The organism is Myxococcales bacterium, from assembly GCA_022563535.1.
Classification (GTDB): Bacteria; Myxococcota_A; UBA9160; order UBA9160; family UBA4427; genus DUBZ01.
Genome location: JADFNE010000001.1, coordinates 60,622 through 85,693 on the forward strand (window position 1 = coordinate 60,622; position 25,072 = coordinate 85,693).

Genomic DNA, 25,072 nt, shown 5'->3' on the forward strand with positions numbered 1-25,072 from the left:
GAGCTGAATTCTTGGGTGGATTCGCCCCGGCAGATCAGGGTTCCAGCTTGCTCGCGAAACCGTTGTTCGTTCAGATTGTCGATCGAGAAGCAGCGGCTGTCAGATACTCGACCGTAGCCCCGCGGACGGATTCAAGTGCTTTGTAGTGCTGCATGGCGGGGTTCATGGTCTCGATCGCTCGAATGAGTGAGTCGGCCACATCGGGGTTTTGGGCCACCGCGTCGAGTCGGGTGCGGTGAACGCGAATGCTGAACAGGATCGCCCCCGTCGCGGGAAGCCGCTGCAGGGTTTGATGCTCGACCCGCAACCACACCTTTTCTCCCGCGTTGTCCGCAGTCAGATCTGCGCTGGGCTCGCGTTTGAGTCTGCCGCTGGGTTGGAACAGCGCCGGGTCATCCAGTAGCGACCAGTTCCCTCGCCGAAAGACAGCGGATTGCTTCTTCATACCGTCAAAGAACCGCGTCGACGGCGAATCGAGCTTCTCCTTATAACCCGGAACTACGTCGTGGATCGCGTCCATTGGGCGCCCGAGTTTGCTGGGGAGATCCCATCGGGTTGGAAAGCAAACCGCGGCGGCGGTCAGGCACCAGCCTTCTTTTTTTTGTTGCATGATGATCAGGTCTTCCTGAACGCAACGGGATGCGATCTCGAGGGCTGGCCGCGCGGGATGCGCGAGATCGAATTCTTCGCCGGTCGCATGAACGTGAAATGTATCTCCAGATCTCGTATAGAGGTCTGGATGATGCTCGAGCAGCGACTGCGTCACGACTGAAAGCACTTCTGTTTGGGCGGCATTGGATTCGGGAAGTTCGACGAATACCTGATCGCGTTGATCGCGCAGCAGATCACACTTGATCCGCAGATCGCACGCGAGGTCTTCGTCGAGTTCGAGCCACGGTTCGTCCGGGCCCAGGGCCCGCAGCCCCAGGTTGAGGCGATGAGGAACCGCGACGGTATCCCAGACGGGATTCCGAGGGGGGAGCGGTTGGGTCACTGATTGTCCCGTTGCTCCAGCCAGCTTCCGTGGAAGCCGAAGGGCACGCGCTCTTCGAGCCACAAGCGCGCCAGCGGTTCGGCGTCGATCGCCCGGGCGTCGAGAATTTCGATCGCAGAGCGATCCGCCACGGCATCAAAGATCTGGTTGAGGACGAACCCGTCGTCTTCCTCCGCATCGGGGTGGCGCGGCACGAAAACCGGTTCGCCAACCCACCGCCCCTCGACGATTGGTCGATGGACCGACGGGCCTCCTTCGCGGTCGAACTTGGTAATCCGGCGAAATATGGCTTCCGCGCCGTCCCCGGGTTCGGCGGTGGCGGCGTAGCCCCAGCGGTTCTTGTAGCCCACCAGCCGATCGTCGATGCGCGGAAACTCCGCAGAGATGTCCGAAAGCTTGGTCTCTTTACAGCTGCCGGATGCGAGATCGAACTCGTAGAGGTAGGGATGCGCAATGAAGCCGTCGGGTCGACCCGCGTTTCGAAGTGAAGAGAGCGAGTCGAGCAGTTTCTGGGGATCTTCGTAGACACAGGCATCCATGAAGATCTTTCCGTCTTCTTCGTAGGCGTTGCCGGGATGGAACATGTACGCCGAAGAGGGGGTTTCGAACCACTTGACTTCACTACCCGCCTCTCGACCGCGGATTCCGAACCGCATGTTGAGATCGGGGCGTCCCTTGAGGGCGTCGCCGTAGCCTCCCCCAGCGGCGACGACCTCGATGTCGAAGTACACGCTACAGAGCGGGAAGATCACGTAGTTCTCGGTGATCGCGAAGTCGTGCATCATCGAGGGCCAGGGGGCGTCGAAGGCTTCGGCCTGGGAGACACTGCCGTCTCGCTCAACCACATAGAGTTGGATGTAGGGTTCGATGGGTTGATAACCGTGGATCCACATTTGGCCCGTCCGGGCGTCGATCTTCGGATGCGCCGTGGTCGCCATGCCGAGCATCTTGCCGCCGAGGTTCCACAGCCCCTTGGATTCGAGGGTGGTGGGATTCATTTCGAAGGGCGGCGCGTTTTCTACCAGGGCGAAGAGCCGTCCAGAGTGCGCTACGACGTTGGTGTTGGGTTGAATGGAGGGTGGTGGGCTTTCCAGGACTTTGTCGGCGCGAACGCTGCCCCCGCCAAAACAATAAACTCCTTCTTCCTGTTCGCGCACGAAGCTCTCCGTCTGTGCGAAACGACTGCGGCAGGTGACGTTGCCGTCATCGAAGCGAAAGGCATGTATCAACGCGTCCCCGTCGAAAAAATGCAGTGCGCGGTTTCCCGCCGCGGGGGCGGTTTTCTGGTTGGGTCCATTGCGGTAGAGGGTCCCGTTGAGTTCGCGTGGGATCTCTCCTTCAATGTTCGTGATCGCGTAGTCGGTTTCGACCGGATGGGGTCGGCTGATCGAGGCGAGCATTTCGTTCATTTCGTTCGACATCGTTACATCCTTTCTAATGCCCCTCTTGTAAAACCTGAGGGGAGGGCGCCAGTGCACTATACGCAGTGCACTATAGATCGAAACCGCGAAATTGAAATCAGTTGAGAACGACAGCGCAGACCGCGCCAGTGAGTGTCTCGATCTGTTCCGGTTTGGTCACAAAGGGAGGCATCAGATAGACGAGTCGGCCAAACGGGCGCACCCAGACGCCGCGATCGACGAAGGCCGGCTGTATCGCGTTCATGTCCACGGGTTCTTCGAGTTCCACCACGCCAATGGCGCCGAGCACCCGCACGTCGGCGACCCCTCGCACGCCACGGCAGGGTTCGAGTCCCGCCCGCAGGCCGGATTCGATGGTCTTGACCCGTTCTCGCCACGGGGTTCGCTCGAGCAGGTCGAGGCTTGCATGGGCCGCCGCACACGCGAGCGGGTTACCCATGTAGGTGGGGCCGTGCATGAGCGCACCGGGTTCACCCGCGGCGATGGCGTCAGACAATTTTTGCGTAACCAGGGTTGCCGCCAGGGTCAGGGTGCCTCCGGTCAGTGATTTCCCCAGGCTCATGATGTCTGGAGATACGCCGGCGTGGTCGGCCCCAAACATTTCTCCGGTGCGTCCAAAGCCGGTGGCAATTTCGTCAAAGATCAACAGCACGTCGTTGGCGTCGCACAGCGTCCGCAACCGCCGCAGGTATTCCGGGGCGTAGAACCACATCCCACCCGCACCCTGGACGATCGGTTCGAGAATGACGGCCGCAATCTCGTCGCGGTGTGCAGTGAGCTTTGCCGCGAGATCGGCGATGTGTCGATCTTCGAAGCGCTCGTCAAAGCGACAACTCGGCCGCTCGGCAAAGTAGTGCGAGGGAAGCACGCCGCTGAAGAAGTCGTGCATTCCATTTACCGGGTCGCAGATCGCCATCGTTGCGAAGGTGTCGCCGTGATAACCGCCGCGCACGGTCAACAGGCGGTTGCGCTCCGGCTTGCCGACGGAAAGCCAATACTGAAAAGCCAGCTTGATTGCGACCTCGACCGCAACCGATCCCGAATCGCAGAGGAAGACCCGTTCGAGGCCCTCGGGAGTGAGGGCGATCAGGCGTTCGCAGAGTCGCACCGCCGGTTCGTGGGTGAGTCCTCCGAACATGACATGGGGCAGGCGTGTCAATTGCTCCTGTACCGCCGCCTCGATGTGGGGATCCCGGTAACCGTGGATTGCGGACCACCAGGAAGACATGCCGTCGATCAGCACCCGACCATCGGTCAGGTGGAGGTGAACGCCATCGGCGCGTTCTACGGCGTAGAGCGGGTCCGTCACCGGCGGGGCATAGGGGTGCCACACGCTCGCTCGATCCCGCGCGATGAGGTCGGCGGCTCGATCGGGATCGCGCTGGCTCATCGCTTGCTCACCTAGCTGGACTTCTCTTCATTCTCTTTGGCCACCTCGGCGATCACCTGTTCTACGACGCCGATCAGCGCTGCCGCGCGGGGGTAGCCAGAGTATTGCGCGATCATCAAAAGCAACTCGCGAAGTTCGGCGGGTTCGAGCTCGCCGTTCTTCAACGCGGCTTTGGCCTGGATTCCGAACGTCATGTTCTCGCCTTTTTCGGCGATGATTCCGAACAACATCAAGCGGCGATCGCGGATCGACAGCACGTCGCGCGACCAAACTTCTGCGAACAATTGTTCGAGCATCACGTCGGTGAATGCGAAGCCTTCGGGCGGTGCGACGACGTCCCCCGCATAGACTTTCTCGAGCATCTCGATACCGCGTTGTCGCCGCTCTGAATCGGCCATGTTTGAAATGCTCTCCTGTTTTGTCTCGCCGGGGGTCACGGGGCCTACAGCAGAACCACGCGCTGGTTTCGAGCATAGAACAAGTCGAGATTGTCAGAACCAGAGCAGCAACCGGCCCGAAGCGGAGCAATCATCCTCCCGCTGCCAACTTTTCCGCTACATTTTTCACTGGCTAGGCGGAATCGCCGCCCGGATGCTGCATGACTCGCCAGTGGTTTCAACGGGGCTCCAGATCCGCTTCCAGGAGTATGCGAGTATGCGAGTGTCCGAACTGCCGAACTCTCTGTGGGCCGCCACAGCGCCTCCCGATCCCGGTGACCCGCGACTCGAAGGCCAACAAACAGCCGATGTCTGCGTCATTGGCGGCGGCTTTACGGGCTTGTCCACTGCGCTCCACATTGCCGAGTCGGGCGCCAACGTGATCCTGATCGAAGCCGCCGAGCCCGGCTTTGGCGCGTCGGGTCGCAACGGCGGGCAGGTGATCCCCGGCTTCAAACTCGACCCGGATGACGTCGTGAGCCGCTTTGGCAGCGAGCGCGGCGAAAAGCTGGTGGAGTTCTCCGGGCAGGCGCCGGATCTGGTCTTCGATTTGATTCGCCGCCATCGTATCGACTGTCACGCCCGTCAGGGTCAATGGATCCACGCGGTGCACAGCAATGCGGCACTGGCCGAGGAAGAGGGGCGAGTGCGGCAATGGCGCGCGCGGGGCGCCGACGTCGAGATGTTGGATCGGGACGAGACCCAGGCGCTAATCGGTTCGAATCGCTACGTCGCGAGCGCGCTCGATCGTCGCGGTGGATGGGTGCAACCGCTCGCGTACGCGCGCGGGCTCGCGCGTGCAGCGCGTGCTGCGGGCGCCAACTTGTACGCGGCGTCGCCGGCGACGGGCATCGTGCAGAACAGCGTGGGTTGGCGTGTGACGACAGCGTCGGGATCGGTCGATGCCGCGCAGGTCTTCCTCTGCACCAACGCCTACACGGAGGGGTTGTGGCCGCGTCTCGCACGCAGCCTCATTCCCGTCGTGAGCTACCAGGTCGCCACCGAGCCGCTGTCCGACGAACTGAGGCAAGTGATCATGCCCAAAGGGCACTGCGGCTCGGATACCCATCGTATTCTCAAGTACTTCTGCATCGATCCCGAGGGTCGGCTCGTCATGGGAGGCCGTGGTCGCTTTGTCGCCAACCCGGGCCCCGACTCATTCCGCCACATCGTCAAATCGATCGAACGCTTCTTTCCCCAGGCTTCCAAGGTCAAGCTTCAGTACTACTGGAGCGGGCGCGTCGCCGTCACCATGGGACACTTTCCGCACATCTTCGATCTCGGTCCCGGTCTCTATGCCGGAGGCGGATATATGGGACGAGGCGTTGCGATGGCGACTGCAATGGGAGGCGTGCTGGCGCGCTGCGCGGGCGGTGCTGACGTTGCAAGTCTTCCCTTTCAACCGGTCGAGCCAAAGCCGATTCCCTTCCACGCGCTGCGAAGACCCGGTATCGAAATTGCGGTGGCGTGGAAGCGGATACTCGATGCGTGGGAGACGCGCGGGCAGTAAGCCGGCGCTGAGCGCTACCCGCGTGCGATGGTTTTGATGAGTTCCGAGAAGCTCGTTTTGATCGAGTCGGGCAGTCGGCGGCGAAGCTGCTCCGCACTCAGAAATGTCTCGAGTCCGTCAACGAGTGCGATGAGGAGCGCGGCGCGCGTTCGACGCTCATCCTCAGTGGCCGCCGGGTCGAAGCGTCCAATCACTTCCGCTGTCGATTCCCAGATATTCGAGTACCCCTTCAGGTACTGATCCATCATTGCCGAATCCCGAATGCTCAACGCCCACAACTGCTCGTGAAGGTTGAGCGCGCGTTCGTCTTGATACTCCGCGAACACCCGTTCGATCACCCGAGCGGCGGCTTCATCGGTCGCAGACGAATCGATCACGCCGAGCAGGGACTCCAACAGACCTTGATAGTTTTCGTCCACCGAAACCATCAAGGCCGTGATCAGATCATGCTTGTTGGGGAAGTGATACTGGAGCGACGCCAATTTGATGCCGACCTTTTCGGCGACATTGCGCAGGGTCAGACGGTGATGGCCTTCTTCGATCAAGATGCGCTGGGCCGCTGCGAGAATTTCATCCTTTCGGGCCCGCTGCCGGGCCGTTTCGCCGGCCGGGGCCGGGGAATTGGTTGCTTTTTTGGGCTGTGGATTGGATTTCGCCATCGGTTCTCACTGCAGGGTGGTAAAAATTCGACCTGTCACTTGACAGATGTTTAAGGTTGTTTAGACTGTCAGCCGACAGGCTACAATAGATTCACGACCATTGCACCCGGGAGCCTCAAACCCAAAGAGAGACCACCATGACTCATTCACGCCATTCCATCCAAAACTCCAGCATCGACGCCCTGATCGCCAACCATCGGCTCGGCTACACCCTCGATCAGGCCTTCTACCTCTCGCCCGAGGTCTTCGAGGAAGAATTCACTCACCTGTTTTCCAGGCAATGGCAGTTTACCGACCATATCAGCCGAATTCCCAAGCAGGGCGATTACTTCCTGTTCAAAATTGCAGGAGAAGAAATCATCGTGGTGCGCGGCGAGGGCGATGTCGTCCACGCGCATTTCAATGTCTGTCGCCATCGCGGTTCGCGGGTGTGCCGGGAATCCGCAGGCCACATCAAGCGCCTGACCTGTCCCTATCACGCCTGGTCGTATCGACTCGACGGCAGTCTCGCCCACGCCCGGGGCATGCCGGAGAGCGTCGACCTGTCGAAGCTTTCGCTGCGCTCCTGCCAGGTTCGCGTGTTCGAAGGACTGATCTTCATCAACCTTACGCCGGAAGGGCAGGGCCGCGTTCCCGATTTTGAATCTCTCACCGAGCCACTGCTCCCATGGGTTGCGCAGGCGGATCTGCGCCACACCAAGATCGCGCACGTCGAGAGTTTCCGTTCGCCCGTCAACTGGAAGGTCGCGCTCGAAAATTACTTCGAGTGCTACCACTGCCCTTCCTCTCATCCGGAGTGGTGCAAGGTTCAACTGCACGCCTTGCGGGATGCCGTTGGAACCGAAAAGGCGATCGATACCTTCGCCGAGAGAAATGAAATCTGGGAAGCGAAGGCCAAAGCACTGGGACACATGGCGGGATCCATGTCCGCTGACAACGTTGATCTCCCGGACGACGAGAGTTGCTACAACGCCCAGATCAGCTTCGCCGAGCGCATGCTGGTCAACGAAAACACGGAAAGTCTCTACGCTTCGCTGACCCCCAACGGAGCGGACATGCCCTCGAAGTTGCTTGGAACCTACCAGGCCGACGACGAGGGTCAGGTCGACTGGGGGCTGACCCCGAGTTGTTTCCTCTACACGAGTTGCTCAGTCTCGACAGTCCTGCGCATCACTCCACTCGGAGTGGCCGACACCGATCAGCAGTTGATGTGGCTCGTTCATGAGGACGCGAAGGAAGGGATCGACTACGACATCGAGAGCATGTGCTGGCTTGCCAGCGCCACGATGAACCAGGACCGGCAGATTGTAGAAGACACCCAGGCGGGCATTGCCTCGCGCGCCTATGTGCCGGGCCCGTATGCGGAACTCGAAAGCCAGATCCCGAAGCTCCAGAGCATCTACCTGCGAGCGCTGAAATATGGACGCGAGCTTCGATCGGACGCGTAACGTCGATCAATTTGATATTCTGCTGCTCGCGATCAAGCCCCATTTGGAGAAATCATGCCGAGACCCACGCCATTTCACGCGCGAACCTCCGCCCTCAACCAGGGCAATCACTGGGAAGAGTGGGCGGGCTTCGAGTCGGCGACGCAGTTCGAACTGAGTTTCGATCACGAATACCACGCCGTTCGAAATGGCTGCGGGATGTTCGACGTTTCGCCTCTCTATAAATACGACGTGCGCGGCCCCGATGCCCACGCCCTGCTCAATCGAGTCGTGGTGCGAGACCTTTCGAAGGCGCGGGTCGGGCAGGTGTTTTACACCGTTTGGTGCGACGATCGCGGCAAGGTCGTCGACGACGGCACGATCATGCGCCTGGGTGAGGAACACTTTCGCATGACCGCGGCGATCCCCACTCTCTATTGGCTGGAAGACAACGCCACGGGAATGGACGTCGAGATCGAAGACACTTCAGAGTCGATTGCTGCAGTGGCGCTTCAAGGTCCTACGTCGCGAGACCTGATTCAGCGCTTGACGACTACCAACCTGGATGGCTTGCGCTTCTTCCGTTGCACCGACGCGGAGATCGCCGGCTTTCCCGTTGTCATCTCGCGCGCGGGATTTACAGGTGACCTCGGCTTCGAGATTTTTACAAAATCCGAAAACGCCCTGGCCCTCTGGGATGCGTTGATGGAAATCGGGCCCGACTATCAGATGCGTCCGGCCGGAGCCATCGCCCTCGATGTTGCGCGAGTGGAGGCGGGCCTGATCTTGATCGATCTCGACTTCGTCTCCTCGACACAAACTCTCTACGAGGTACAGAAGACTTCCCCTTATGAGTTGGGCCTGGGCTGGATGGTCAAACTCGACCAATCGTACTTCGTTGGTCGCGACGCTCTGCGAGAAGAGAAGAAGCGGGGAACGACTCGCGTCACGGTTGGCCTCGAACTCGATGTGAAAGCGATCGAGAGATGCTACGCCGAATTCGACATGCCCCTGCATGTGCCCCACGAACCGTGGAAGACGTTCTATCCAATCTACTCCGACGCGGCTCGCCGGAACTTCATCGGCAGGGGCAGCAGCGGGGTCTGGTCGTCGACCCTGAAGAAATACGTGGTCATCGCAAGAGTCGAAGCGAAGTACGAAAAACTCGGCACCGTCATCTATTTCGAAGAATCCATTGAGGCGAAATCATTCGCGATTCCCGCAACCGTCGTCCGCATGCCCTTCTTCGATCCACCGCGCAAGAAAGCGATCATCGGAGGCTCGAAATGAGCGAGAAGTACGGCAATCAGTACGATGCAATCATCGTTGGTGGCGGGCATAACGGTCTCACCTGTGCGGCCTATCTCGCGAAGGCCGGGCGCAAGGTGTTGGTGTTGGAGCAACGCCACGTTCTGGGAGGGGCGGCGGTATCGGAAGAGATCTATCCGGGCTTCACCTACACGGTCTGTTCCTATGTGATCAGCCTCTTGCGCGCCGAAGTCACGCGAGAGCTCGAGCTTCCCAAGCACGGCCTGCAGATTCGGCCCATCGACCACACGTTCCTGCCGATGGACAATGGTGACTGCTTCATCGCCTATGCGGATGCGGCGAAGTACCGCGAAGAGATAAAGCGCCACTCTGTGCGCGACGCGGATCGTGCGGCCGTCTTTGGCGAGATCATGCACAAGATGGCGCTCGCGGTAAAACCCATCCTGGGATACACACCGCCCAACCTGAGCAATCCGAGCCTGCGCGATCTGCGAACCCTGAAGGATTTCGGCCAGCACCTGCACGGCCTGGGCGAAGATACGTTCAAACAGTTCTACAAGATCATGACCATGAGCTGCGACGACTTCCTCGGGGAGTACATCGAAACCGACGTCGTGCGCGCCATGTATGGACTGATCGGCGTGATCGGCACCATGATGGGCCCGAAGTCTCCGGGCACGGCTTACGTGTTGCTACACCACTATATGGGTGAACTCGACGGCGCGTATTCCGCCTGGGGAAGCCAACGCGGAGGTACCGGTGGCGTCAGCGAAGCCATCGCGAGTGCGGCTCGCAGCCTGGGCGCCGAAATCCATGTCAACGCCCCGGTTGCTCAGGTCATCGTCAAGCACGGCAAGGCGGTGGGTGTCGCGATGGAAAACGGCGACGAGATCTACGCCAATACCGTCGTCTCGGGCTGCGACCCGAAGGTGACATTTCGAAAGCTCATCGAGGAAAAGGAGCTGCCCTCCGAACTGGTGGACACGATCGACAAGTTCAAATACCGGGGCTCTTCGGGCAAGGTCAATCTCGCCCTCGATGGCCTGCCGGACTTTACGGCCATGAAAGACAAGATTCTCTTGCGGGGCGCGGTCGATATCTGTCCCAGTGTGGACTACATCGAAAGGGCCTACGACGACGCCAAGTACGATGGTTTTTCGAAGAGACCCGCGATGGAGATTTCCATCCCCAGCGTTACCGACCCGACCATGGCGCCCCCCGGTAAACATGTGATGTCGATCTTCTGTCAATACGTGAACTACGATTTGTCGAAGCACGGCAATCGTGATCAACAGCGCGAAGCCTTCGGGAATACCGTGATCGACACCCTGTCCGACTACTGTCCGAACATCAAGGACATCATGCTCCACAAACAGGTCCTGACGCCTGCGGATATGGAAGACACCTTTGGCCTCACCGAGGGGAACATCTTCCACGGTGAACTGACCCTCGATCAACTCTTCTTCTTCCGTCCCGCAGCGGGGTGGTCCGCCTACCGCACGCCGGTGCGCGGCTATTTCCAGTGCGGTTCCGGAACACATCCCGGAGGCGGAATTACCGCCGGGCCAGGGCGCCTGGCGGCGAAAGAGATCCTGGGCAGAGACTTCCCCTTCTGACATTTCCCCCTTCCAGCTTGATCCTGCTGAGAACGAGTCAACAAAAAGGAATGAAATCGTGGCCACGTCTGACGTCATTGTCATTGGAGCAGGACACAACGGGTTGGTAGCGGCCGCGTACCTCGCCAAAGCGGGGCGCAGCGTGCTCGTGCTCGAGCAGCGCGACAGCGTGGGCGGAGCCGCTGTCACCGAGGAGATCTTTCCGGGCTTTCACGCTTCGACGGTCGCGGACGGCGGCGGCTACTTGTCCCAGCGCGTGCGCGATGAGCTCAAACTCGATTCGCGCGTGGAGACCGTGCACTCGGACGCGGTGGCGTTCTGCCCGCAACCCGACGGAACTCAACTGACGATCTGGCGGGACACCGCCCGAACCGTCGAGGAGATTGCACGGTTTTCCAAGGCCGATGCCGCCGCCTATCCGGCATTCATCGACTTGATGAGCCGGATCGCCGGCGTGTTGCGCGGCATGATGGACATGACGCCTCCCACGCTTCCCAACCTGGGAGTCGCCGACCTGCTCGGTGGGCTGAACCTGTTGGGTCCTCTGTGGCGCCTGGGCCGCAAGAACCTCAAAGAGCTTCTGCGCGCTGTCCCGCTGACGACGGAAGACATGCTCAGGGAGCACTTCGAGTCCCCCGTCGTGAAGGTGGCCATCGGCGCGAGCTGCATCCAGCACGTGACCCTGGGACCGCGGGAAACGGGCTCTGCGTTGGCACTGCTCGGCAGCTGGGCGCTTTCGGGCACCGGCTTGTTTCGCTCGGCCTCCGTCGTGAAAGGCGGGATGGGTGCCCTGACCGGCGCGATCGCCGATGCCGCTCGCGACCTCGGGGTGGAGATTCGAACTGGCGCGGCCGTGGAAAAGGTGATCATCGACGATGGCCAAGCCACCGGCGTAAAACTCGAAAGCGGCGAGACGATCTCGGCGAAGATCGTCGTCTCGAACGCCGATCCGCGCACCACCTTCTTCAAGCTGCTCGAGCCCCGGGAATTCGGCGTCAGCGTTGCGCACGACGTTCGGAACATCAAGTACCGGGGGTCGTCGGCGCGCATCCATCTCGCACTGCGCGATCTCCCCACGTTTACAGCTGCCGAGGGCGACGCGTCCACGGTGAAGGCGCGCTTGTCCGGGCCGATTCAAATCGCACCCTCGCTGGACGACATCGAGCGGGCCTTCGATTGCTCGAAATACGGCGAGTACTCGGACCGCCCGGTGCTGGACGTGCTGATTCCCACTCTCAGCGATCCGGGCCTGGCTCCCGACGGACAACACTTGATGTCGATCACGGCTCGCTATGCACCCTACGCCCTGCGCGCGGGGAGTTGGGATGATCACAAGGAGTTGTTCGCAGACCGCGCGATCGAGACGCTGGCCGAATATGCACCCGGGATCCGGGAGCTCATTCTTCACCGGCGGGTGCTCGCGCCCACCGATCTCGAGAGCGAATTCGGATTGCCCGAGGGCAACCCCAACCACGGCGACATGCTGCTCGATCAGTTCTTCCACATGCGGCCGGTGTCGGGTTTCGCGAACTATCGGACGCCGATCGCAGGGGTCTATATGTGCGGCGTCGGCTGCCACCCCGGCGGCGGCGTGACCGGGATTCCCGGCTACAACGCCGCTCGGGAGATCCTGAAGGACGCGCAATAGCGCGTGGATTGAAGAGTGTGGGGTGCCGCGCAGAATACACGCGGCCCAGGGCCTTGGAGGCAAATCCGGGGCTTATCCCCCCCGGCTTTCCGCTGGTCTCCTCTTCGCGTTTTTCGAAACACCCCATCGGTACAAAGCCGGACTACGGACATAAAGAAGTGTTGAGTACACCCGATGAGATGAGAGCAGAGAAGAACCGGGGTGAATGCCGGCGCCTAATCCAATTGGGCGTGAAATTGAGTGGGAGAGACGCAGCCGATGGAAGAGCTGGTGCCGTGGATAGGCGAACTACTTTCTATGACCTTGTATCTGGCTGTTGGCGTGAAACTCTGGAATCTCAGCAAGCGAACCGGGGAGTCTGCAGAAAGGATTCTGGGGATCGCGATTCTCTGCTGGGGTGGGAGTTACGTCGTCTACAACATCCCCTATCTGTTGCTTGCCGGGGACGAGCGCATCGTGCCCACCATCACACTGCTTTCATTCATCGTCGCAGACTTGGGCAACTTCGCCTTCGCAATGTTCACGTGGGTGGTATTCCGCCGCAACGAATCTTGGGCGCTCGGGTTCATGGTATTCATCGCCACTGCAATCGTCGTCGGCTGGGTCGGATCCGTGGCGATGGGCGATTTTGAATTTCTGGGCGCTAATGGAAGCCCGTTCCACTGGATCAGGCTCGTTGGCGCTTCACTCACCAGTGTATGGATGGCATGCGAGGCCACGCAGCAGTATGCCGCGGCCCGTCGTCGTCGGAAGTTGGGGCTCTGCGACCCGCTAACATGCAACCGTTACCTGCTCTGGGCATCCGCGGCGTCGCTCTGGATCACGATGGACCTGGCGACAACGGCGTACTTGCTTGTCGACGGTGAGGCGGGTATCCGAGTGGTTTTTTCCTCCCTGTTGGAGCTTGAATCCTTCTTTGGCACCGGGGGAGCACTCCTGGTTGGCCTCGCATTCTTTCCACCCGCGAGCTACGAGCGGTGGCTTCGACGCGACCGGACGGCCGAGGCTACTTCGTAGCAGCAGTCGCGGACGCGCCTCTGCGCGCATCGCGGCTCGGCCGATGTACGCCCCGGCCAGATTTCCCAATTCAGTTCGCCGCAAATGAAGCACTGGCCTATCGTAGGCAGCCCTGTCTTGACGAAATGGCAGGCTGAAATCCCGACCCCGCTCATTCGGGAGCAAGGACCCCCCGATGGACGATCTCGAACTCTGTTACCTGCCCGCCGCTAGTGCCCTCCGTCGGTTTCGCAGCAAAGAACTCTCCCCGGTGGAATTGCTGCGGGCCCTGATCCAGCGCGCCGAAACCATCGACCCCCGGATCAACGCCTTTACGGAGTGCTACTTCGAAGAAGCGCTCGAACAAGCTGCCCGCGCCGAACAGCGCTACCTGGCCGGCGAGGCGCGCGCTCTCGAGGGTCTGCCGATCGCCATCAAGGACGAGGCCGAGATTCGCGGCAAGATCACCACCCAGGGCTCGTTGTTGTTCAAGGATCATGTGAGCGAAGAAAGTGCCCACGTGGTCGATCGACTCGAACAAGCCGGTGCGATCTTCCACGCTCGCACGGCCACACCAGAGTTCTGCATTCTCTTTCAAACCTTCTCGCGCCTGTGGGGAGTCACGCGCAATCCCTGGAATCTCGACATCACCCCGGGCGGATCCTCGGGTGGTTCTGCGGCCAGTCTCGCTGCAGGGACTTCGACGCTGGCCAGCGGTTCGGACATCGGGGGTTCGATCCGGCAACCCGCCTCGATGTGTGGGCTGGTCGGCTACAAGCCCCCCTATGGGCGCAACCCCGAAGCCGCGCCCTGGAACCTCGATTCGTGGAACCACCAGGGACCCCTGGCGCGCACAGTGGTCGACTGCGCGTTGTTTCAAAATGTGATGTCGGGCCCCCACCCACGCGACATCGCAAGCGTCCAGCCGAAGGTCGATATCCCCCTCGATCTCGACACGGATTTGCGCGGCTGGCGCATCGCCTACTCGATCGATTTCGACTACGTCGAGGTCGATCCGGAAGTCGCCCGCAATACCCTGGAGACCCTCGAGATCTTTCGCAGCCTCGGAGCCGAAGTCGAACCGGTCAAGCTCGGTTGGACGGACCGCCTGGATCAAGCCGCTCTGCACTACTACGACGCCGTGATGGGAGAAGTCATTGAAGAGGCCGCCGCCGGCCGTGAAGAATTGCTCACCGACTACGCGCACGACTACCTCCTTCGCGGGCGATCGGTTCAGCTCTCGGACTATTTCGCCGCACTGACGGTCTGCGGCGAGATGTACGAAAGCTTTGGACCGCTGATGGAGCGCTACCAGCTCTTCGTGTGCCCGACCACGACCACCACCCGGGTCAAAGCAGATTTCAATTACGTACACGACTCACTGGAGATCAACGGGAAGTCCATCCAGCCCGAACTCGGCATCGCGATGTGCCACCAGTTCAACATGCTCAGCCGTTGCCCAGTGCTTTCGGTGCCTTCCGGGATCTCCGAGAATCGCGTACCCACAGGTGTCCAGTTGGTCGGACGGACCTTCGACGACGAGTCCGTATTCCGCGCCGGTGCCGCCCTGGAAGCCGTCCGCCAACCCTTTTGCAGCGCCGAAGAAAGGCCGAACTGCTGAGAGAGGAGCGAGAATGTCTACCACGATGACGCGAGACGAAGCCGGGGCGTTTCTCTCGGAAGTTCGAGTTGGCGTGTTGAGCCTCCACGAGCCCGGTCGCGGGCCTCTGACCGTGCCCGTCTGGTACGGCTACGAAGTCGGGGGCGAGGTTTCGTTCATTACGGAGCCGGGTTCTCGCAAGGGCAAGCTGATTGCCGAGGGCCAGCGCGTGAGTCTCTGTGTTCAGAACGAAGCGTCGCCGTATCAATACGTCAGCGTAGAAGGCCCCATCCGCTCGATCGCGACTGCGGATCTCGAAAAGCACGTGAGGCCCCTGGCGCACCGCTACCTGGGCGTCGAGGCCGGCAATACGTACGTCGACTTCAATCAGCCAGGGGAGGGCGAAGGCGAAGAACCTCAAATCATCGTTCGCTTTTCGCCCGAGCGCTGGCTCACCGCGGACTACGGCAAGGAATACGTCGGCCTCTAGCAGGCTGCTGGTGCGGCAAGAGCGTCGCGAACCGTGCGTTGATGCGATCAGTCTTCCGCGTGTTCAGCCCACACTCGGGCCACCACCGGCCGAGCCTCGACGAGTTCAGCATGCAGCCGAATGCGATCGTTCGCCTCGAAGAGCTGGGGAATGTCCGGATGCCACTGCGCGAGCATAAAGAGGTAGATGTCCGCCGCGCTGAAAGTTTCGCCGAGTAGATACGGGCCGGGCGATAGTGCTTCGTTCAAGATCGCGAAGTGGCGATCCAAAGCGGAAAGCGCGGCACTCGCGACGTCATCGGCACCTTTGGGATCATTGGTAAAGCGATCCCCGTAGTACAATCGCAAAATGTCCTGATAGATGTTGGCTGACATGAAGACGAACCAGCGCTGGAAGGTCGCGCTTTCCGGGCTGCCCGGCGCAGGCGCGAGCTTGGCTTCGGGATGGCGCTCGCAAATCTGGAGCATGATGGCAGCCGACTCGGTCATGAATGATCCGTCGGGAAGAACGAGGGCGGGAATCTCGCCCATCGGGTTGATGGCCAGGAATTCGGCGGACCGATGTTCTTCGTTTTCGCGATCGATGACGATCTTTTCGTAGCTGGCGCCAATTTCTTCGAGGAGAGCCTGCGGTGCGAAGGCACCGGTCCCTGCTGCCCAGTAAAGCTTGTACATGGCCTTGATCTCCATTTCGTCACTCTCTTGATTTGCATTTTGGATCGGATGGGTCTTGCAACGTCAAGGTAACCTGCTTCGGCTATGGCGGCATCCGGGCAACCCGGCCCTGCCGGGCAAGGTTTTTTACCGATGACTCGATCCGCGCGCGAAGGCCTCCGCGTATGCGCCGGTCGGCCAGGGTTGTTTGTCGCGCATCGGTGCGATCTCCGTTTTGCCTTGTGCCAGGATGCCGGTAACGGCGTCTACAGCCTTCCAGGCCATGTGGCGACCGAACAGGGGTTGGGATTCGACCATCACGACCCGTAACTCTCCCTCTTCGAAACCACATTGTTCCTGGATGGCGTTGAGCAATTGCATCTCGTTCAAGTGCCCGTCGCCAAAATTCCAACCGAGTGCCAGGCCAGCCACGACTTCGCCTTCCATCCACTCATAGTTGTCGATGTCGTCCACGGCCTCGGGAATGGCATCGAAGAGCACCTTGCCCTGGAGGTAGACGAGGCGTTGGGCAGGCATGGACATCATGACTGCATCCACCGCCAATTCATCGTCGAGCACTTCCTCGAGCTGTTCGCGCATGGTGGCTGCGGCCTTCACCAGCTTGTTGAGTTTCTTTGCGCTGTCCCCGCGGAAGAGCCAGATGTTGTAGGCCCAGTTTCCGGCGTAATAACGCATAGCCAACAGGAATGAAACTTTGGACGGCACGAGATTGCCGTAGAGTGGGATGGCGACGAGACTGATGACCAGGAACCCGGCGAGCAGCGGTACATTTCCAACCGCGAGCACACTGACCTCAGGGTTGAATCCGAAGAGAAAGATGCCGCCGTAGATCATCAAGATGTTCCACTCGATCGGCATCCCAGCCGGGTTGTTGGCGGCAATGAAACTGTGAAAGCCGAACATCACGAAGAGAGCACCGCCCGTGACCAGCGCACTTTCGCTCGAGAGCAGGACGACCGGGATCATGTATTCCGTAATCGTTCCAAAATGGGCCATGAAGGCCGCAAACTTCGACGGTCGAAGGTCGTCGGGGTATTGGGCAAACAGTTTCTTCTTCAGAACGGTGGGAAAAAACGGGCCGCAGTTCATCATGACCTGAATGATCGTGGGGAAGTGATGATTGAGCTTGGAGGTCGCTGCCCAGAACCAGATGCAACACCAGAGAATCTGACAGGCGGAGATCCAGACATCACCGGTGCTGGCGGCGGTGATGCAAATCAATGCAACGAAGTAGTGCTCTGAACGGGCGGCCAGGTAGATGGTCTTGTCCGCGATGCCGAGCAGGGGGAGCACGATACAGACGGGGATCAACAACTCGGGGGTGATGTCCGGGGCGATTGCCGCGCGCAATAGAAAGAAAAGAAGCCCTGCGTAGAGAAGGACGTCCAGATAGCTGCGCGTAATGCCGCCCAACAGGGGCAAGCCGGGAAACAACGAAAGCTTGGTCGTGCCCGGACGCAAAAAGTGGAGGAAGCCTCCCATCGGAGGTTTGAAGCGCGCGTTCATCGGGCCAAAGGAACAGCCAAAGCCGGCGACTTCGTAAAACATGGCCCACACGATGGCCTTTTTGAACGCGATGCCGGTAAACGCCCAGTCGCCGATCGAGGTCAAGCCCGTGTAGTTCGTCGAAAAGGAAGAGACGAATATCCATCCCCCCGTAAAGAAGATGAGATACTTGAGCCAGTACATCACAATCACGACGAATGGCGTGGCATGTTGCTGGGAAGCCCACATGCGACAGATGAGACGCATGCGCCGAGGAAAGGGCAGGGCGCGCACGTCTGGGACATCGTCCATTTCGTAGGGCGGAATCGCAGTGTCTGAAATCGTCATTTCAGCTCCCCAGCGATGCCGTTTCCACGACCTCGGCTACGGGAGTTTCGACCTCTCCCTCCGGCATGACGAAACGCCAGTAGACCAGCCCGAAGGGGCGTCCCTCGGTGTCGATCCAGTTCGGCACCCCCGGGTCTTCGTGAGCGATTACGATCCGGAAGCTCCCATCTGCTTCGAGCTGGGTCTGCTTGCGGTTGAGTGAGATGCGCCGGTTGCTGTAGTCATAACTCTGGATATATCGGTTCCATAGGCAGACGTTTGCAAACTTGCACTCGGGAAAGCGGCCGGTGATCAGCAGTGCTTTGTCGGGGCCGAGCAAGTACGGCGCCATGGTGTAGGCGATGTCCATGGCGGAGTACGCCATGTCGCCAGGCTTCTCGGGTTTGTTGAAGACGTTGGGCACGCTCGATACCCAACTCGGCTGATCTTCGGGTTTGCGCGGGGGTTGGTCGAGGGTGTCGCCACGCAAGAAATTCATCACGCGCTGAATGCCGGCGGCCACGTTGCGATCCTGTGCTTCGGGGTCGAAGGCCGGCGGCGGTCCCGGATCCAACGCGGGCTCGATGGTCATCGGCACGTGCCGCGACGGATCGGCGGCGGCGCAAATTTCTTCTTCGAAGTAGTGTCGACTCGTTACCCGCATGGCAGTGGGGGTGAGTTCGAGCCAATTGCGTTCGCGCTTCTCCGCGGACAGCACGATTTCGAAGTTGCCGTCAGGGTCGACGTCGAATTCGCCGTCATGTAGACCCGCGGCGGTGCCCGTGGCGTAGGCGCCTTCCCCCGGTCCCTCCTCGATGGTCAGCGAGACGTATACGGCCCCCGCCATGTTGCCGCGCACGATGTAGTCGCGGTCCGGACGGATCGCGGCGTCAAAGTAGATGGCGTCACCGTTGTCGCCGCGAAACTTGCGGGTCGGCGAAACGATCCGCCGGAACACCGGCCGCTCGGGATCGGCGTCGAAATGCGAGAACAGGCCGCCCTCGAGCAGGTGCATCAAGTTGCGATGACCGTCGGCGATATCGCCCTGGTTCTCGATCCCCCACTCGCTGCCGTAGCGTCGCTCGTCGATTTCGCGAATCAGGTCGAGCAGTTCGTGAAGTTTCTTTCGGCTCTCGGTTGTGGGGGAAGACGTTGTGGAGGAAGGCATAGAGGACCTCTCGAGTTGGCTGTGCGGAGTTTTCAATCGGTGAAGTCGGCCTGGGTGCCCTTCGCCATTTCGATCAGGAACCACTCGGGGAACTGCCCGACGAAAGAGGAGACGTCCCAGTAGTCACTCCATTTGGAGATTTTCCCTCCCTTCATCTCGTGCATGGTTGCAAACTGGTTCGTCGCTTTCTCCCCGCTTTTGAAAGTCCAGACTTCGGTGTGATCCAGGAAGACCACGTCGCCGTCGCCAACCAGATGGTGAATGGTGTGTTGGTGGTCGACCAGATGATCGAACGCGATCGCCAATCGCTTCACTACGTTCTCGGGGCCTCGGGCGCCCGGATCCTCGGTGGGAACGTCCTCGTAGTGAATGTCGTCCGTAAGGCAGTTCTTCATCGTTTCCCAGTTCATGTCACTGAGCGCATTCCACAAGGTTTCCACGGTCTTCTTGTTTTCTTCGATGGACATTCGTTCCTCCGGATCCGGTGCATGTTGTAGGCGCAGTTTGTGCAGTTTTCCGCAAGATCTCAATAGTAGCCGTTTTAGCTCTCGAGCCTTACCGGGAAGCGATCGGTATAGAAGCGAAATCGTTCGCGTAATTCTTTTGCGTTGAGGTTGAAGTCGGCCAGGTTGTAGCGCACTCGTCCGTACCGGCCGCGCGGATGATCGTCGTGATAGCCCACGAGCGCGGCTTTCGAGTCGGAATCGAATGGGACGCCCGCCAGTCGATAAATCTCATCGACCGTTTCGAGTTCTCGCCCCATGTAGTCATGGAACAGAACATCGATGGAGCTGTCGGCGGCGAAGGTGTCTCGATCTTCGACGCAGCGCTGCAGCATTTTCTCGATTCGGTCGGCCCAGTAGTGCCCGAGGCCAACCGGGTCCGCCTTCGCCGCGGACAGTCGCGACGCGTAGGCAATCATCGTCGAAAACGAAGCGACGGTCGCGACCGGGTCGCGGTGGGTGACGACGAGGGTTGCGCCGGGAAAAACTGCGGCGATGGGTTTGAGCTGTTCCAGATGCTGGGGACTCTTGAGCACCCAGCGTGTTCCCCCGCGAAGCCACTGCAGGGTGCGGAGGATCTTGGCCAGGTAGCGGTAGTGCGGCGTCTGGTCGTGCTCCAGGTAGTAGTCGCGAAAACGAGGCGCGCGACCAATGCCGAGGGTTTCCATGATCATGGTCGAGAAGTCGATCGCGAGCAAATGAATTTCTTCGTGAATATGGTCCACGGTCATCTCGTGCATGGCGTTGAAGTGCGGCATCACGGAATCGCGAAATGCAATACCCGCTGCAGCCCGAGCGAACCGCGGATCCTCTTCACCTGGGAGCGGGACCTCGCTTTCTGCGAGCACCGGTTCGAGTGACTCCCACCAGGGAAGCGAGCGAATTTTCGGATCGGCCCCGATCATGCTGTGGAGGTGAGTCGTGCCGCTGCGGGGGAGGCCGGCGATGATGATTGGAGGCTCTTGTTCGACTTGCTCTATCTCTGGATGGCGCTTCCACAAGTCTTCGAGCAACAGGCGATTCTTGAGAAAGCCCACGAGCTGCGCAATGCTGCTCAGCTTGCCGATCGCGGTGAGCGGGCCGTCTTCGCGCAGACCTGTGAGGATGATTTCAAGGCGCTCTTGCCAGTCGAGTTCTCCAAAGTCGGTGAGTCCGGTCTCCCTTGAAGCCTGTTCCATCAGCGCATCCAGTTCGAGTTGCATGGCGTCGGCGATGGGGGCCGCGAGCTTCGACTGATCGATGAAACTTTGGGGCAATTGGGGGTCGGCGAGATCGAGGATACGAATGTCTTCGGCCATGTCTTCTCCGCGTCGGGTTCAGAGTGCGTCGAACACCGCGAAGATCTGATCCCGATAGTCGTCGATCTCCATCAAGAGTTCGTGCTTTGCTCCCTCGATGATCACTTGCTCGCCATTGGGGAGCCGGTTGGCCACGATTCTTTGCGCTTCGACGGAGACCAGCGACTCCGCACTGGCCGTGCAGACGCGAATGGGCGTGTGAATGGCTTCGGGAAACCCCGGGGCGTGAATCGTTTCCATGGAGATGATCCCCTGTCTCGCCCAGCCGAACGTTGGGGCGCCGAGCTCGAGCTGGGGTTGCGCTTTGACCTGGGCCACGAAACGGGCAAAGCGCTCGGGGTCGTGGGTGAGTACGTTGCCTTCAAATTTGCGATCGGATTCGCTGTAGTCCCCGCCGCCCGGAATGTACGAAGTGCCCAGCCGAAGCACGTTTGTGGCCCCCCCGACCAGGCGCAGGAGTTTGGGTGTCCGAGCGAACTTGCCGATCCCCCACATGGGTGCCGAAAAAACCGCCGATTCACAGGAATCGGGAAATTCGCCCAGGTAGCGCATGCCGATGTTGCCTCCCATCGAATGACACAAGAGGCGATAGGGTGCGGGGCAGTTGGGTTCGACAAACTCAACCATCGTCTGACGAAGGTCTGAAACGTAAAGGTCGAAGTCTTCAACGTGACCCTTGTGACGAGACGCGAGCGGGCGATCCGACATCCCCTGACCTCGCCAATCGAGAGTTGCGACGGTGTAGTCGCGCTCGTGCAGGTTGCGAATGACTTCGAAGTACTTCTCGATGAACTCGGTGCGGCCGTTCAGTACGACGACGGTTCCGCGACTGGTGTTCGGGGGGGCAAAGCGAGCGACGCGGAACCGCGTTCGATCCGCAGCGGTGAGCCATTCTGAAACCGCACCATTCGGTACGGGATCTTCATTGGTGATCACGAATGTCATGTCTCTTGTATAGCGAACAGGAGCCTGCGCCCCCTACCAGACGAAGGGAATCAAGATCTTTCGTTGCCGCGGGTAATCGGGAAACGTCTCTTGGTACCAGGCGTGAGTGGATACGGCTCGCGGGATCAAGTTCGCCATGGTGATCGCCAGGACGTAGACCCCGGCCAGGCTCCAGGTGAAGACAGAGAAACCGACCCAGAACAAGATCTCGGTGAGATAGCTGGGATTGCTCACGTAGCGAAACAGCCCGCCGTTGGGAATGCGATAACGCTTGATTCCCCGGGCGATTTCCTCTTGGGTTCGCAGTTGGCGCACGATGTAGTCCGAGTGAAGATTGGCGAGAAACGCCGCGTAGTAGAGTGCAATGCCGAAGATGAAGCGGGGGTCGGCAAACCAGGCAAAGCCCAGGTGTCCCGCATGGTTCGATGCCCAGGTCGCGTTCAGGTAGCCGTGGATGCTGGTCACGACCCAACCGATGACGACCAGCATCAGGCTGAAACTGCTTTTCTGGCCGACCGGAACCCGCATCAGTGCGGGCATGATGAACCCTCGGTTTGCGTAGTGGACGAGCCAGACGAAGAGCACGCAGAGTGCAAAGGGCGTGGCGGCGTTGGGTCCCTGCAGAAAAAAGTAGACGAAGCTCAGCGAGGCGGGCAGTTCCATCAAGAACCAGCCGAGCCGGGGGTCGAGGCTCACTCCGAAACTCTCGTCGGCGAAGCGACCGTAGGGGGTGCGGACGAATATCGCCGAAATCGCCGTGAGCGCGACAATTGCAAACCCGATCGTCAGGGTCGTATCGTAGGCGGTGTCTCCAGTGTATTCGATCAAGCTTCGCAACCCTCTCGCGATGGATGATTCATCGACGCTGTGGCCGGTGAGTTCCGCCAATGCTTCGATTTCTGAATCGCTGACCCAGACATTCCCCGGGCCTCGATCGGTCTGTTCGCTGCTGACGCGAAGTTCCCGACCTTCGGCTGGCTTGTCAAATCAGCCAGCGTCACACCATTCAGCTATTTCCAGCGAGCCGTGCGCGGGTCTATAATCGAGCATCATCCATTCATTCATTCGATCTGCCCAGGGAGGAGCCACCGTGAAGCTTTCAGACTATGGCCGAGACATGGCCCATGTGAACCTTTCCGAGTCCAGTTGGGAAATGCGACCGACTCCCGAAGAATGGACCCAGAAATACATCGGCGCCCGGGGGCTGGGGGTGCGCTACGTGCTCGAAGCGGGGCCCGAGGTCGACCCCTTGTCTCCCGAGAACCGGCTGTGCTTTCTCAACGGTCCAGTCTCCGGATCAGAAATCAACATGAGTGGCCGCTGGGCCTGCGTGACGAAATCTCCTCTCACCGGAACCGTCACCGACAGCCATATGGGAGGATGGACCGCCGCGCGAGTTCGCTGGGCGGGTTTCGACGGGATCATCGTCGAAGGCAAGGCGGAACGGCCGGTGTATCTCTTTGTCGAAGACGGACAGATCGAGATCTGCGACGCCGCGGACGTCTGGGGCAAGGACATCCACGCGACCGTCGAACACTTCGAACAGCAGTATGGTGCGAAGAACTTGAGCGTCTGTGCGATCGGCCGCGCGGGTGAAAACCAATCGCGGTTCGCGGCCTGGGTGAACGAAGACGACCGCGCCTTTGGCCGCGGCGGGACCGGAGCCGTCGGCGGCTCGAAGAACCTCAAGGCGATCGTGATCCGCGCCTCGCGCAAGAAGAGCGAGGTCGAAGATGTTGATGCCTATCGCGCTGCGCGTACTCGTGGACTGGACGCCATTCGCGACGAAGCCAATATTACGAGTCCCAAAAAGGGTGGCCTCTCAGTCTACGGCACCAATGTGATTACCAACATCACCAATACAATCGGCGCCCTGGGTACCCGCAATTCTCAGCTGACTTCCTTTGGCGAGCGCGCAGAAGGATTGAGTGGCGAGTATGTGAAGGAACATCTGCTCACCGGCGATCCCACCTGCCACGCGTGTCCGGTTGCGTGCAAGAAAGAAGTCGAGATCAAGGACGGACCCTACGCTGGACTGAAAATGGAGAGCCTCGAATACGAGCCCGCGTGGTCCCTGGGCGCGAATTGCGACAATGGTGACATCCGAGTCGTCGCCAAGTTGATCGACCAGTGCAACGACTACGGTCTCGATCCGATCGAACTCGGCAATTTGTTCGCCATGACCATGGAAGCCACGGAACGGGGCTTCATCAAGGACAGCGACGGCGAGGGATTGGCCTGGGGAGACGGCGAAGCCATGGTGGCGATGACCGAAATGCTCGCCAATCGTGAGGGACTGGGAGCGGTGCTCGCCGACGGGACGGCCCGAGCGGCTGAACACTTCGGACATCCCGAGATTGCCATGGTGGTCAAGGGGCAGTCCGTTGCGGCCTATGACCCTCGCGGAATGAAGGGCATGGGGTTGGGTTACGCCACCAGCAACCGCGGAGCTTGCCACTTGCGCGGCTACGTTGCCGCGAGTGAGTTGGGCGTCATTCCCGGAGTGTCGGATCCACTGGACTGGAAGGGCAAGGCCGAACTCGTAAAGGTGTTCCAGGATCTGCACGCTTTTTCCGACAGCATGGATCTGTGCAAGTTTTCGGCATTTGCCATGGGCGCCGATCACTATGCAGAGCAGTACGCAACGGCCATGGGGATCGACTTCAGCGCCGACGACGTCATGCTCGCGGGCGAACGCATCTACAACCTCGAGCGCTACTACAACAACCTGGCGGGGTTTCGCGAAGGTTCGGACCAGTTGCCCGATCGTTTTACGCGCGAACCCTCAACCCACGGTGGTTCAAAGGGACACGTCTGCGAACTCGACTTGATGTTGCCGGAGTACTACCAGCTGCGAGGTTGGGACGAGGGTGTGGCGGGCGAAAGCAAACTCAAGGAACTCGGCATCCTCTAACCTCCCGCCACGGCCGGAAAGAAGTCGATGCGATCGTCGCGCGCCGAAAGCTGCGTCTCGAGTCCGCGATCGAGAAATACGCAGCCTCGCCCGTTGACAAAGATGTGGACGTGTTTTGATAGCGCTCCGTCTGTGTCGAGCATTTCGCTGCGCAAGCCCGGATGATCGACCAGCACCCGATCCAACAGGCGCTGTACGGTGGTTCCATCTGCCAGTTCGAGGTCGATGTGCTTGCAACCGACGATATCTCGAAATGTCGCGTAGAAGTACACGCGCATGGGTGGCCTCCGGCAGGTCGCGC

The 25,072-nt window shown here is 60.1% G+C and carries 22 protein-coding genes; 9 read left to right on the forward strand and 13 right to left on the reverse strand.

What is annotated here, in order from left to right:
- Positions 1 to 70: 70 nt before the first annotated feature.
- From IH881_00200 to IH881_00215, 4 genes are all read right to left on the reverse strand, one after another.
- Positions 71 to 994, reverse strand: a complete 924-nt coding sequence (locus tag IH881_00200; GenBank protein MCH7866086.1) for a DUF3445 domain-containing protein — start codon at positions 992 to 994, stop codon at positions 71 to 73.
- Positions 991 to 2,415, reverse strand: a complete 1,425-nt coding sequence (locus tag IH881_00205) for a carotenoid oxygenase family protein (GenBank protein ID MCH7866087.1) — start codon at positions 2,413 to 2,415, stop codon at positions 991 to 993. The genes IH881_00200 and IH881_00205 overlap by 4 nt, the downstream gene beginning before the upstream one ends.
- 97 nt (positions 2,416 to 2,512) lie before the next feature.
- Positions 2,513 to 3,805, reverse strand: coding sequence for an adenosylmethionine--8-amino-7-oxononanoate transaminase (gene bioA, locus IH881_00210; protein MCH7866088.1), 1,293 nt, complete (start codon positions 3,803 to 3,805; stop codon positions 2,513 to 2,515).
- Positions 3,806 to 3,816: 11 nt separating this feature from the next.
- Entirely contained in the window at positions 3,817 to 4,203 is a 387-nt protein-coding gene (locus IH881_00215) for a carboxymuconolactone decarboxylase family protein (protein MCH7866089.1), read from the reverse strand.
- 256 nt (positions 4,204 to 4,459) lie between these two features.
- Here IH881_00215 and IH881_00220 point away from each other — a divergent pair, with 256 nt between their 5' ends.
- Positions 4,460 to 5,752, forward strand: a complete 1,293-nt coding sequence (locus IH881_00220; protein MCH7866090.1) for an FAD-binding oxidoreductase — start codon at positions 4,460 to 4,462, stop codon at positions 5,750 to 5,752.
- Positions 5,753 to 5,766: 14 nt separating this feature from the next.
- Here the strand turns inward: IH881_00220 and IH881_00225 are convergent, their stop codons facing one another.
- Positions 5,767 to 6,411 (reverse strand): TetR/AcrR family transcriptional regulator, encoded by a 645-nt coding sequence (locus IH881_00225; protein MCH7866091.1) that lies wholly within the window; start codon positions 6,409 to 6,411, stop codon positions 5,767 to 5,769.
- Between the two features lie 137 nt (positions 6,412 to 6,548).
- Here IH881_00225 and IH881_00230 point away from each other — a divergent pair, with 137 nt between their 5' ends.
- The 7 genes from IH881_00230 (at position 6,549) to IH881_00260 (ending at position 15,457) form a co-directional block, all read left to right on the forward strand.
- A complete protein-coding gene (locus tag IH881_00230) occupies positions 6,549 to 7,859 on the forward strand; it encodes an aromatic ring-hydroxylating dioxygenase subunit alpha (protein ID MCH7866092.1) in 1,311 nt (436 codons plus the stop codon).
- Between the two features lie 54 nt (positions 7,860 to 7,913).
- Positions 7,914 to 9,128 (forward strand): aminomethyl transferase family protein, encoded by a 1,215-nt coding sequence (locus IH881_00235; GenBank protein ID MCH7866093.1) that lies wholly within the window; start codon positions 7,914 to 7,916, stop codon positions 9,126 to 9,128.
- Positions 9,125 to 10,723 (forward strand): NAD(P)/FAD-dependent oxidoreductase, encoded by a 1,599-nt coding sequence (locus tag IH881_00240; GenBank protein MCH7866094.1) that lies wholly within the window; start codon positions 9,125 to 9,127, stop codon positions 10,721 to 10,723. Before IH881_00235 ends, IH881_00240 begins: the two co-directional genes overlap by 4 nt.
- 58 nt (positions 10,724 to 10,781) lie before the next feature.
- Complete coding sequence (locus tag IH881_00245; protein MCH7866095.1) at positions 10,782 to 12,371, forward strand: NAD(P)/FAD-dependent oxidoreductase; 1,590 nt, start codon at positions 10,782 to 10,784, stop codon at positions 12,369 to 12,371.
- A gap of 258 nt (positions 12,372 to 12,629) precedes the next feature.
- The gene (locus tag IH881_00250) at positions 12,630 to 13,388 is read left to right on the forward strand and encodes a hypothetical protein (protein MCH7866096.1); all 759 of its coding nucleotides are present in this window, start codon (positions 12,630 to 12,632) and stop codon (positions 13,386 to 13,388) included.
- 175 nt (positions 13,389 to 13,563) lie between these two features.
- Positions 13,564 to 14,988 carry an amidase gene (locus tag IH881_00255; protein MCH7866097.1) on the forward strand — a complete coding sequence of 475 codons (1,425 nt, stop codon included), beginning with the start codon at positions 13,564 to 13,566 and terminating at the stop codon, positions 14,986 to 14,988.
- 13 nt (positions 14,989 to 15,001) lie between these two features.
- Positions 15,002 to 15,457, forward strand: coding sequence for a pyridoxamine 5'-phosphate oxidase family protein (locus tag IH881_00260; protein MCH7866098.1), 456 nt, complete (start codon positions 15,002 to 15,004; stop codon positions 15,455 to 15,457).
- A 47-nt stretch (positions 15,458 to 15,504) separates the two neighbouring features.
- On the opposite strand, the gene IH881_00265 is transcribed toward IH881_00260, so the two are convergent.
- The 7 genes from IH881_00265 to IH881_00295 all read right to left on the reverse strand — a co-directional run bounded on the left by IH881_00265 (position 15,505) and on the right by IH881_00295 (position 22,685).
- Complete coding sequence (locus tag IH881_00265; GenBank protein ID MCH7866099.1) at positions 15,505 to 16,146, reverse strand: glutathione S-transferase family protein; 642 nt, start codon at positions 16,144 to 16,146, stop codon at positions 15,505 to 15,507.
- A 111-nt stretch (positions 16,147 to 16,257) separates the two neighbouring features.
- Complete coding sequence (locus tag IH881_00270) at positions 16,258 to 17,964, reverse strand: DUF3556 domain-containing protein (protein MCH7866100.1); 1,707 nt, start codon at positions 17,962 to 17,964, stop codon at positions 16,258 to 16,260.
- Position 17,965: 1 nt separating this feature from the next.
- Positions 17,966 to 19,111, reverse strand: coding sequence for a DUF1214 domain-containing protein (locus tag IH881_00275; GenBank protein ID MCH7866101.1), 1,146 nt, complete (start codon positions 19,109 to 19,111; stop codon positions 17,966 to 17,968).
- 32 nt (positions 19,112 to 19,143) lie between these two features.
- Positions 19,144 to 19,578, reverse strand: a complete 435-nt coding sequence (locus IH881_00280; GenBank protein ID MCH7866102.1) for a nuclear transport factor 2 family protein — start codon at positions 19,576 to 19,578, stop codon at positions 19,144 to 19,146.
- Positions 19,579 to 19,652: 74 nt separating this feature from the next.
- Complete coding sequence (locus IH881_00285; GenBank protein ID MCH7866103.1) at positions 19,653 to 20,912, reverse strand: sulfotransferase; 1,260 nt, start codon at positions 20,910 to 20,912, stop codon at positions 19,653 to 19,655.
- A gap of 18 nt (positions 20,913 to 20,930) precedes the next feature.
- The gene (locus IH881_00290) at positions 20,931 to 21,848 is read right to left on the reverse strand and encodes an alpha/beta hydrolase (protein ID MCH7866104.1); all 918 of its coding nucleotides are present in this window, start codon (positions 21,846 to 21,848) and stop codon (positions 20,931 to 20,933) included.
- A gap of 42 nt (positions 21,849 to 21,890) precedes the next feature.
- A complete protein-coding gene (locus tag IH881_00295) occupies positions 21,891 to 22,685 on the reverse strand; it encodes a DUF1295 domain-containing protein (GenBank protein ID MCH7866105.1) in 795 nt (264 codons plus the stop codon).
- A 289-nt stretch (positions 22,686 to 22,974) separates the two neighbouring features.
- On the opposite strand from IH881_00295, the gene IH881_00300 reads away from it, so the two are divergent.
- Positions 22,975 to 24,771, forward strand: coding sequence for an aldehyde ferredoxin oxidoreductase family protein (locus IH881_00300; protein ID MCH7866106.1), 1,797 nt, complete (start codon positions 22,975 to 22,977; stop codon positions 24,769 to 24,771).
- Here IH881_00300 and IH881_00305 read toward each other — a convergent pair.
- The gene (locus IH881_00305) at positions 24,768 to 25,049 is read right to left on the reverse strand and encodes a MoaD/ThiS family protein (GenBank protein ID MCH7866107.1); all 282 of its coding nucleotides are present in this window, start codon (positions 25,047 to 25,049) and stop codon (positions 24,768 to 24,770) included. The two genes, IH881_00300 and IH881_00305, sit on opposite strands and share 4 nt — an antisense overlap.
- Positions 25,050 to 25,072 lie beyond the last annotated feature (23 nt).

Bases quoted from the DNA above. Each gene is read 5' to 3' on its own strand.
- bioA (MCH7866088.1), bottom strand. From the start codon at position 3,805: ATGAGCCAGCGCGATCCCGATCGAGCCGCCGACCTCATCGCGCGGGAT.
- IH881_00275 (MCH7866101.1), bottom strand. From the start codon at position 19,111: ATGCCTTCCTCCACAACGTCTTCCCCCACAACCGAGAGCCGAAAGAAA.
- IH881_00300 (MCH7866106.1), top strand. From the start codon at position 22,975: ATGGCCCATGTGAACCTTTCCGAGTCCAGTTGGGAAATGCGACCGACT.
- IH881_00205 (MCH7866087.1), bottom strand. From the start codon at position 2,415: ATGTCGAACGAAATGAACGAAATGCTCGCCTCGATCAGCCGACCCCAT.
- IH881_00305 (MCH7866107.1), bottom strand. From the start codon at position 25,049: ATGCGCGTGTACTTCTACGCGACATTTCGAGATATCGTCGGTTGCAAG.
- IH881_00230 (MCH7866092.1), top strand. From the start codon at position 6,549: ATGACTCATTCACGCCATTCCATCCAAAACTCCAGCATCGACGCCCTG.
- IH881_00285 (MCH7866103.1), bottom strand. From the start codon at position 20,912: ATGGCCGAAGACATTCGTATCCTCGATCTCGCCGACCCCCAATTGCCC.
- IH881_00240 (MCH7866094.1), top strand. From the start codon at position 9,125: ATGAGCGAGAAGTACGGCAATCAGTACGATGCAATCATCGTTGGTGGC.
- IH881_00215 (MCH7866089.1), bottom strand. From the start codon at position 4,203: ATGGCCGATTCAGAGCGGCGACAACGCGGTATCGAGATGCTCGAGAAA.
- IH881_00270 (MCH7866100.1), bottom strand. From the start codon at position 17,964: ATGACGATTTCAGACACTGCGATTCCGCCCTACGAAATGGACGATGTC.
- IH881_00265 (MCH7866099.1), bottom strand. From the start codon at position 16,146: ATGGAGATCAAGGCCATGTACAAGCTTTACTGGGCAGCAGGGACCGGT.
- IH881_00255 (MCH7866097.1), top strand. From the start codon at position 13,564: ATGGACGATCTCGAACTCTGTTACCTGCCCGCCGCTAGTGCCCTCCGT.
- IH881_00250 (MCH7866096.1), top strand. From the start codon at position 12,630: ATGGAAGAGCTGGTGCCGTGGATAGGCGAACTACTTTCTATGACCTTG.
- IH881_00280 (MCH7866102.1), bottom strand. From the start codon at position 19,578: ATGTCCATCGAAGAAAACAAGAAGACCGTGGAAACCTTGTGGAATGCG.
- IH881_00225 (MCH7866091.1), bottom strand. From the start codon at position 6,411: ATGGCGAAATCCAATCCACAGCCCAAAAAAGCAACCAATTCCCCGGCC.
- IH881_00220 (MCH7866090.1), top strand. From the start codon at position 4,460: ATGCGAGTGTCCGAACTGCCGAACTCTCTGTGGGCCGCCACAGCGCCT.
- IH881_00235 (MCH7866093.1), top strand. From the start codon at position 7,914: ATGCCGAGACCCACGCCATTTCACGCGCGAACCTCCGCCCTCAACCAG.
- IH881_00260 (MCH7866098.1), top strand. From the start codon at position 15,002: ATGTCTACCACGATGACGCGAGACGAAGCCGGGGCGTTTCTCTCGGAA.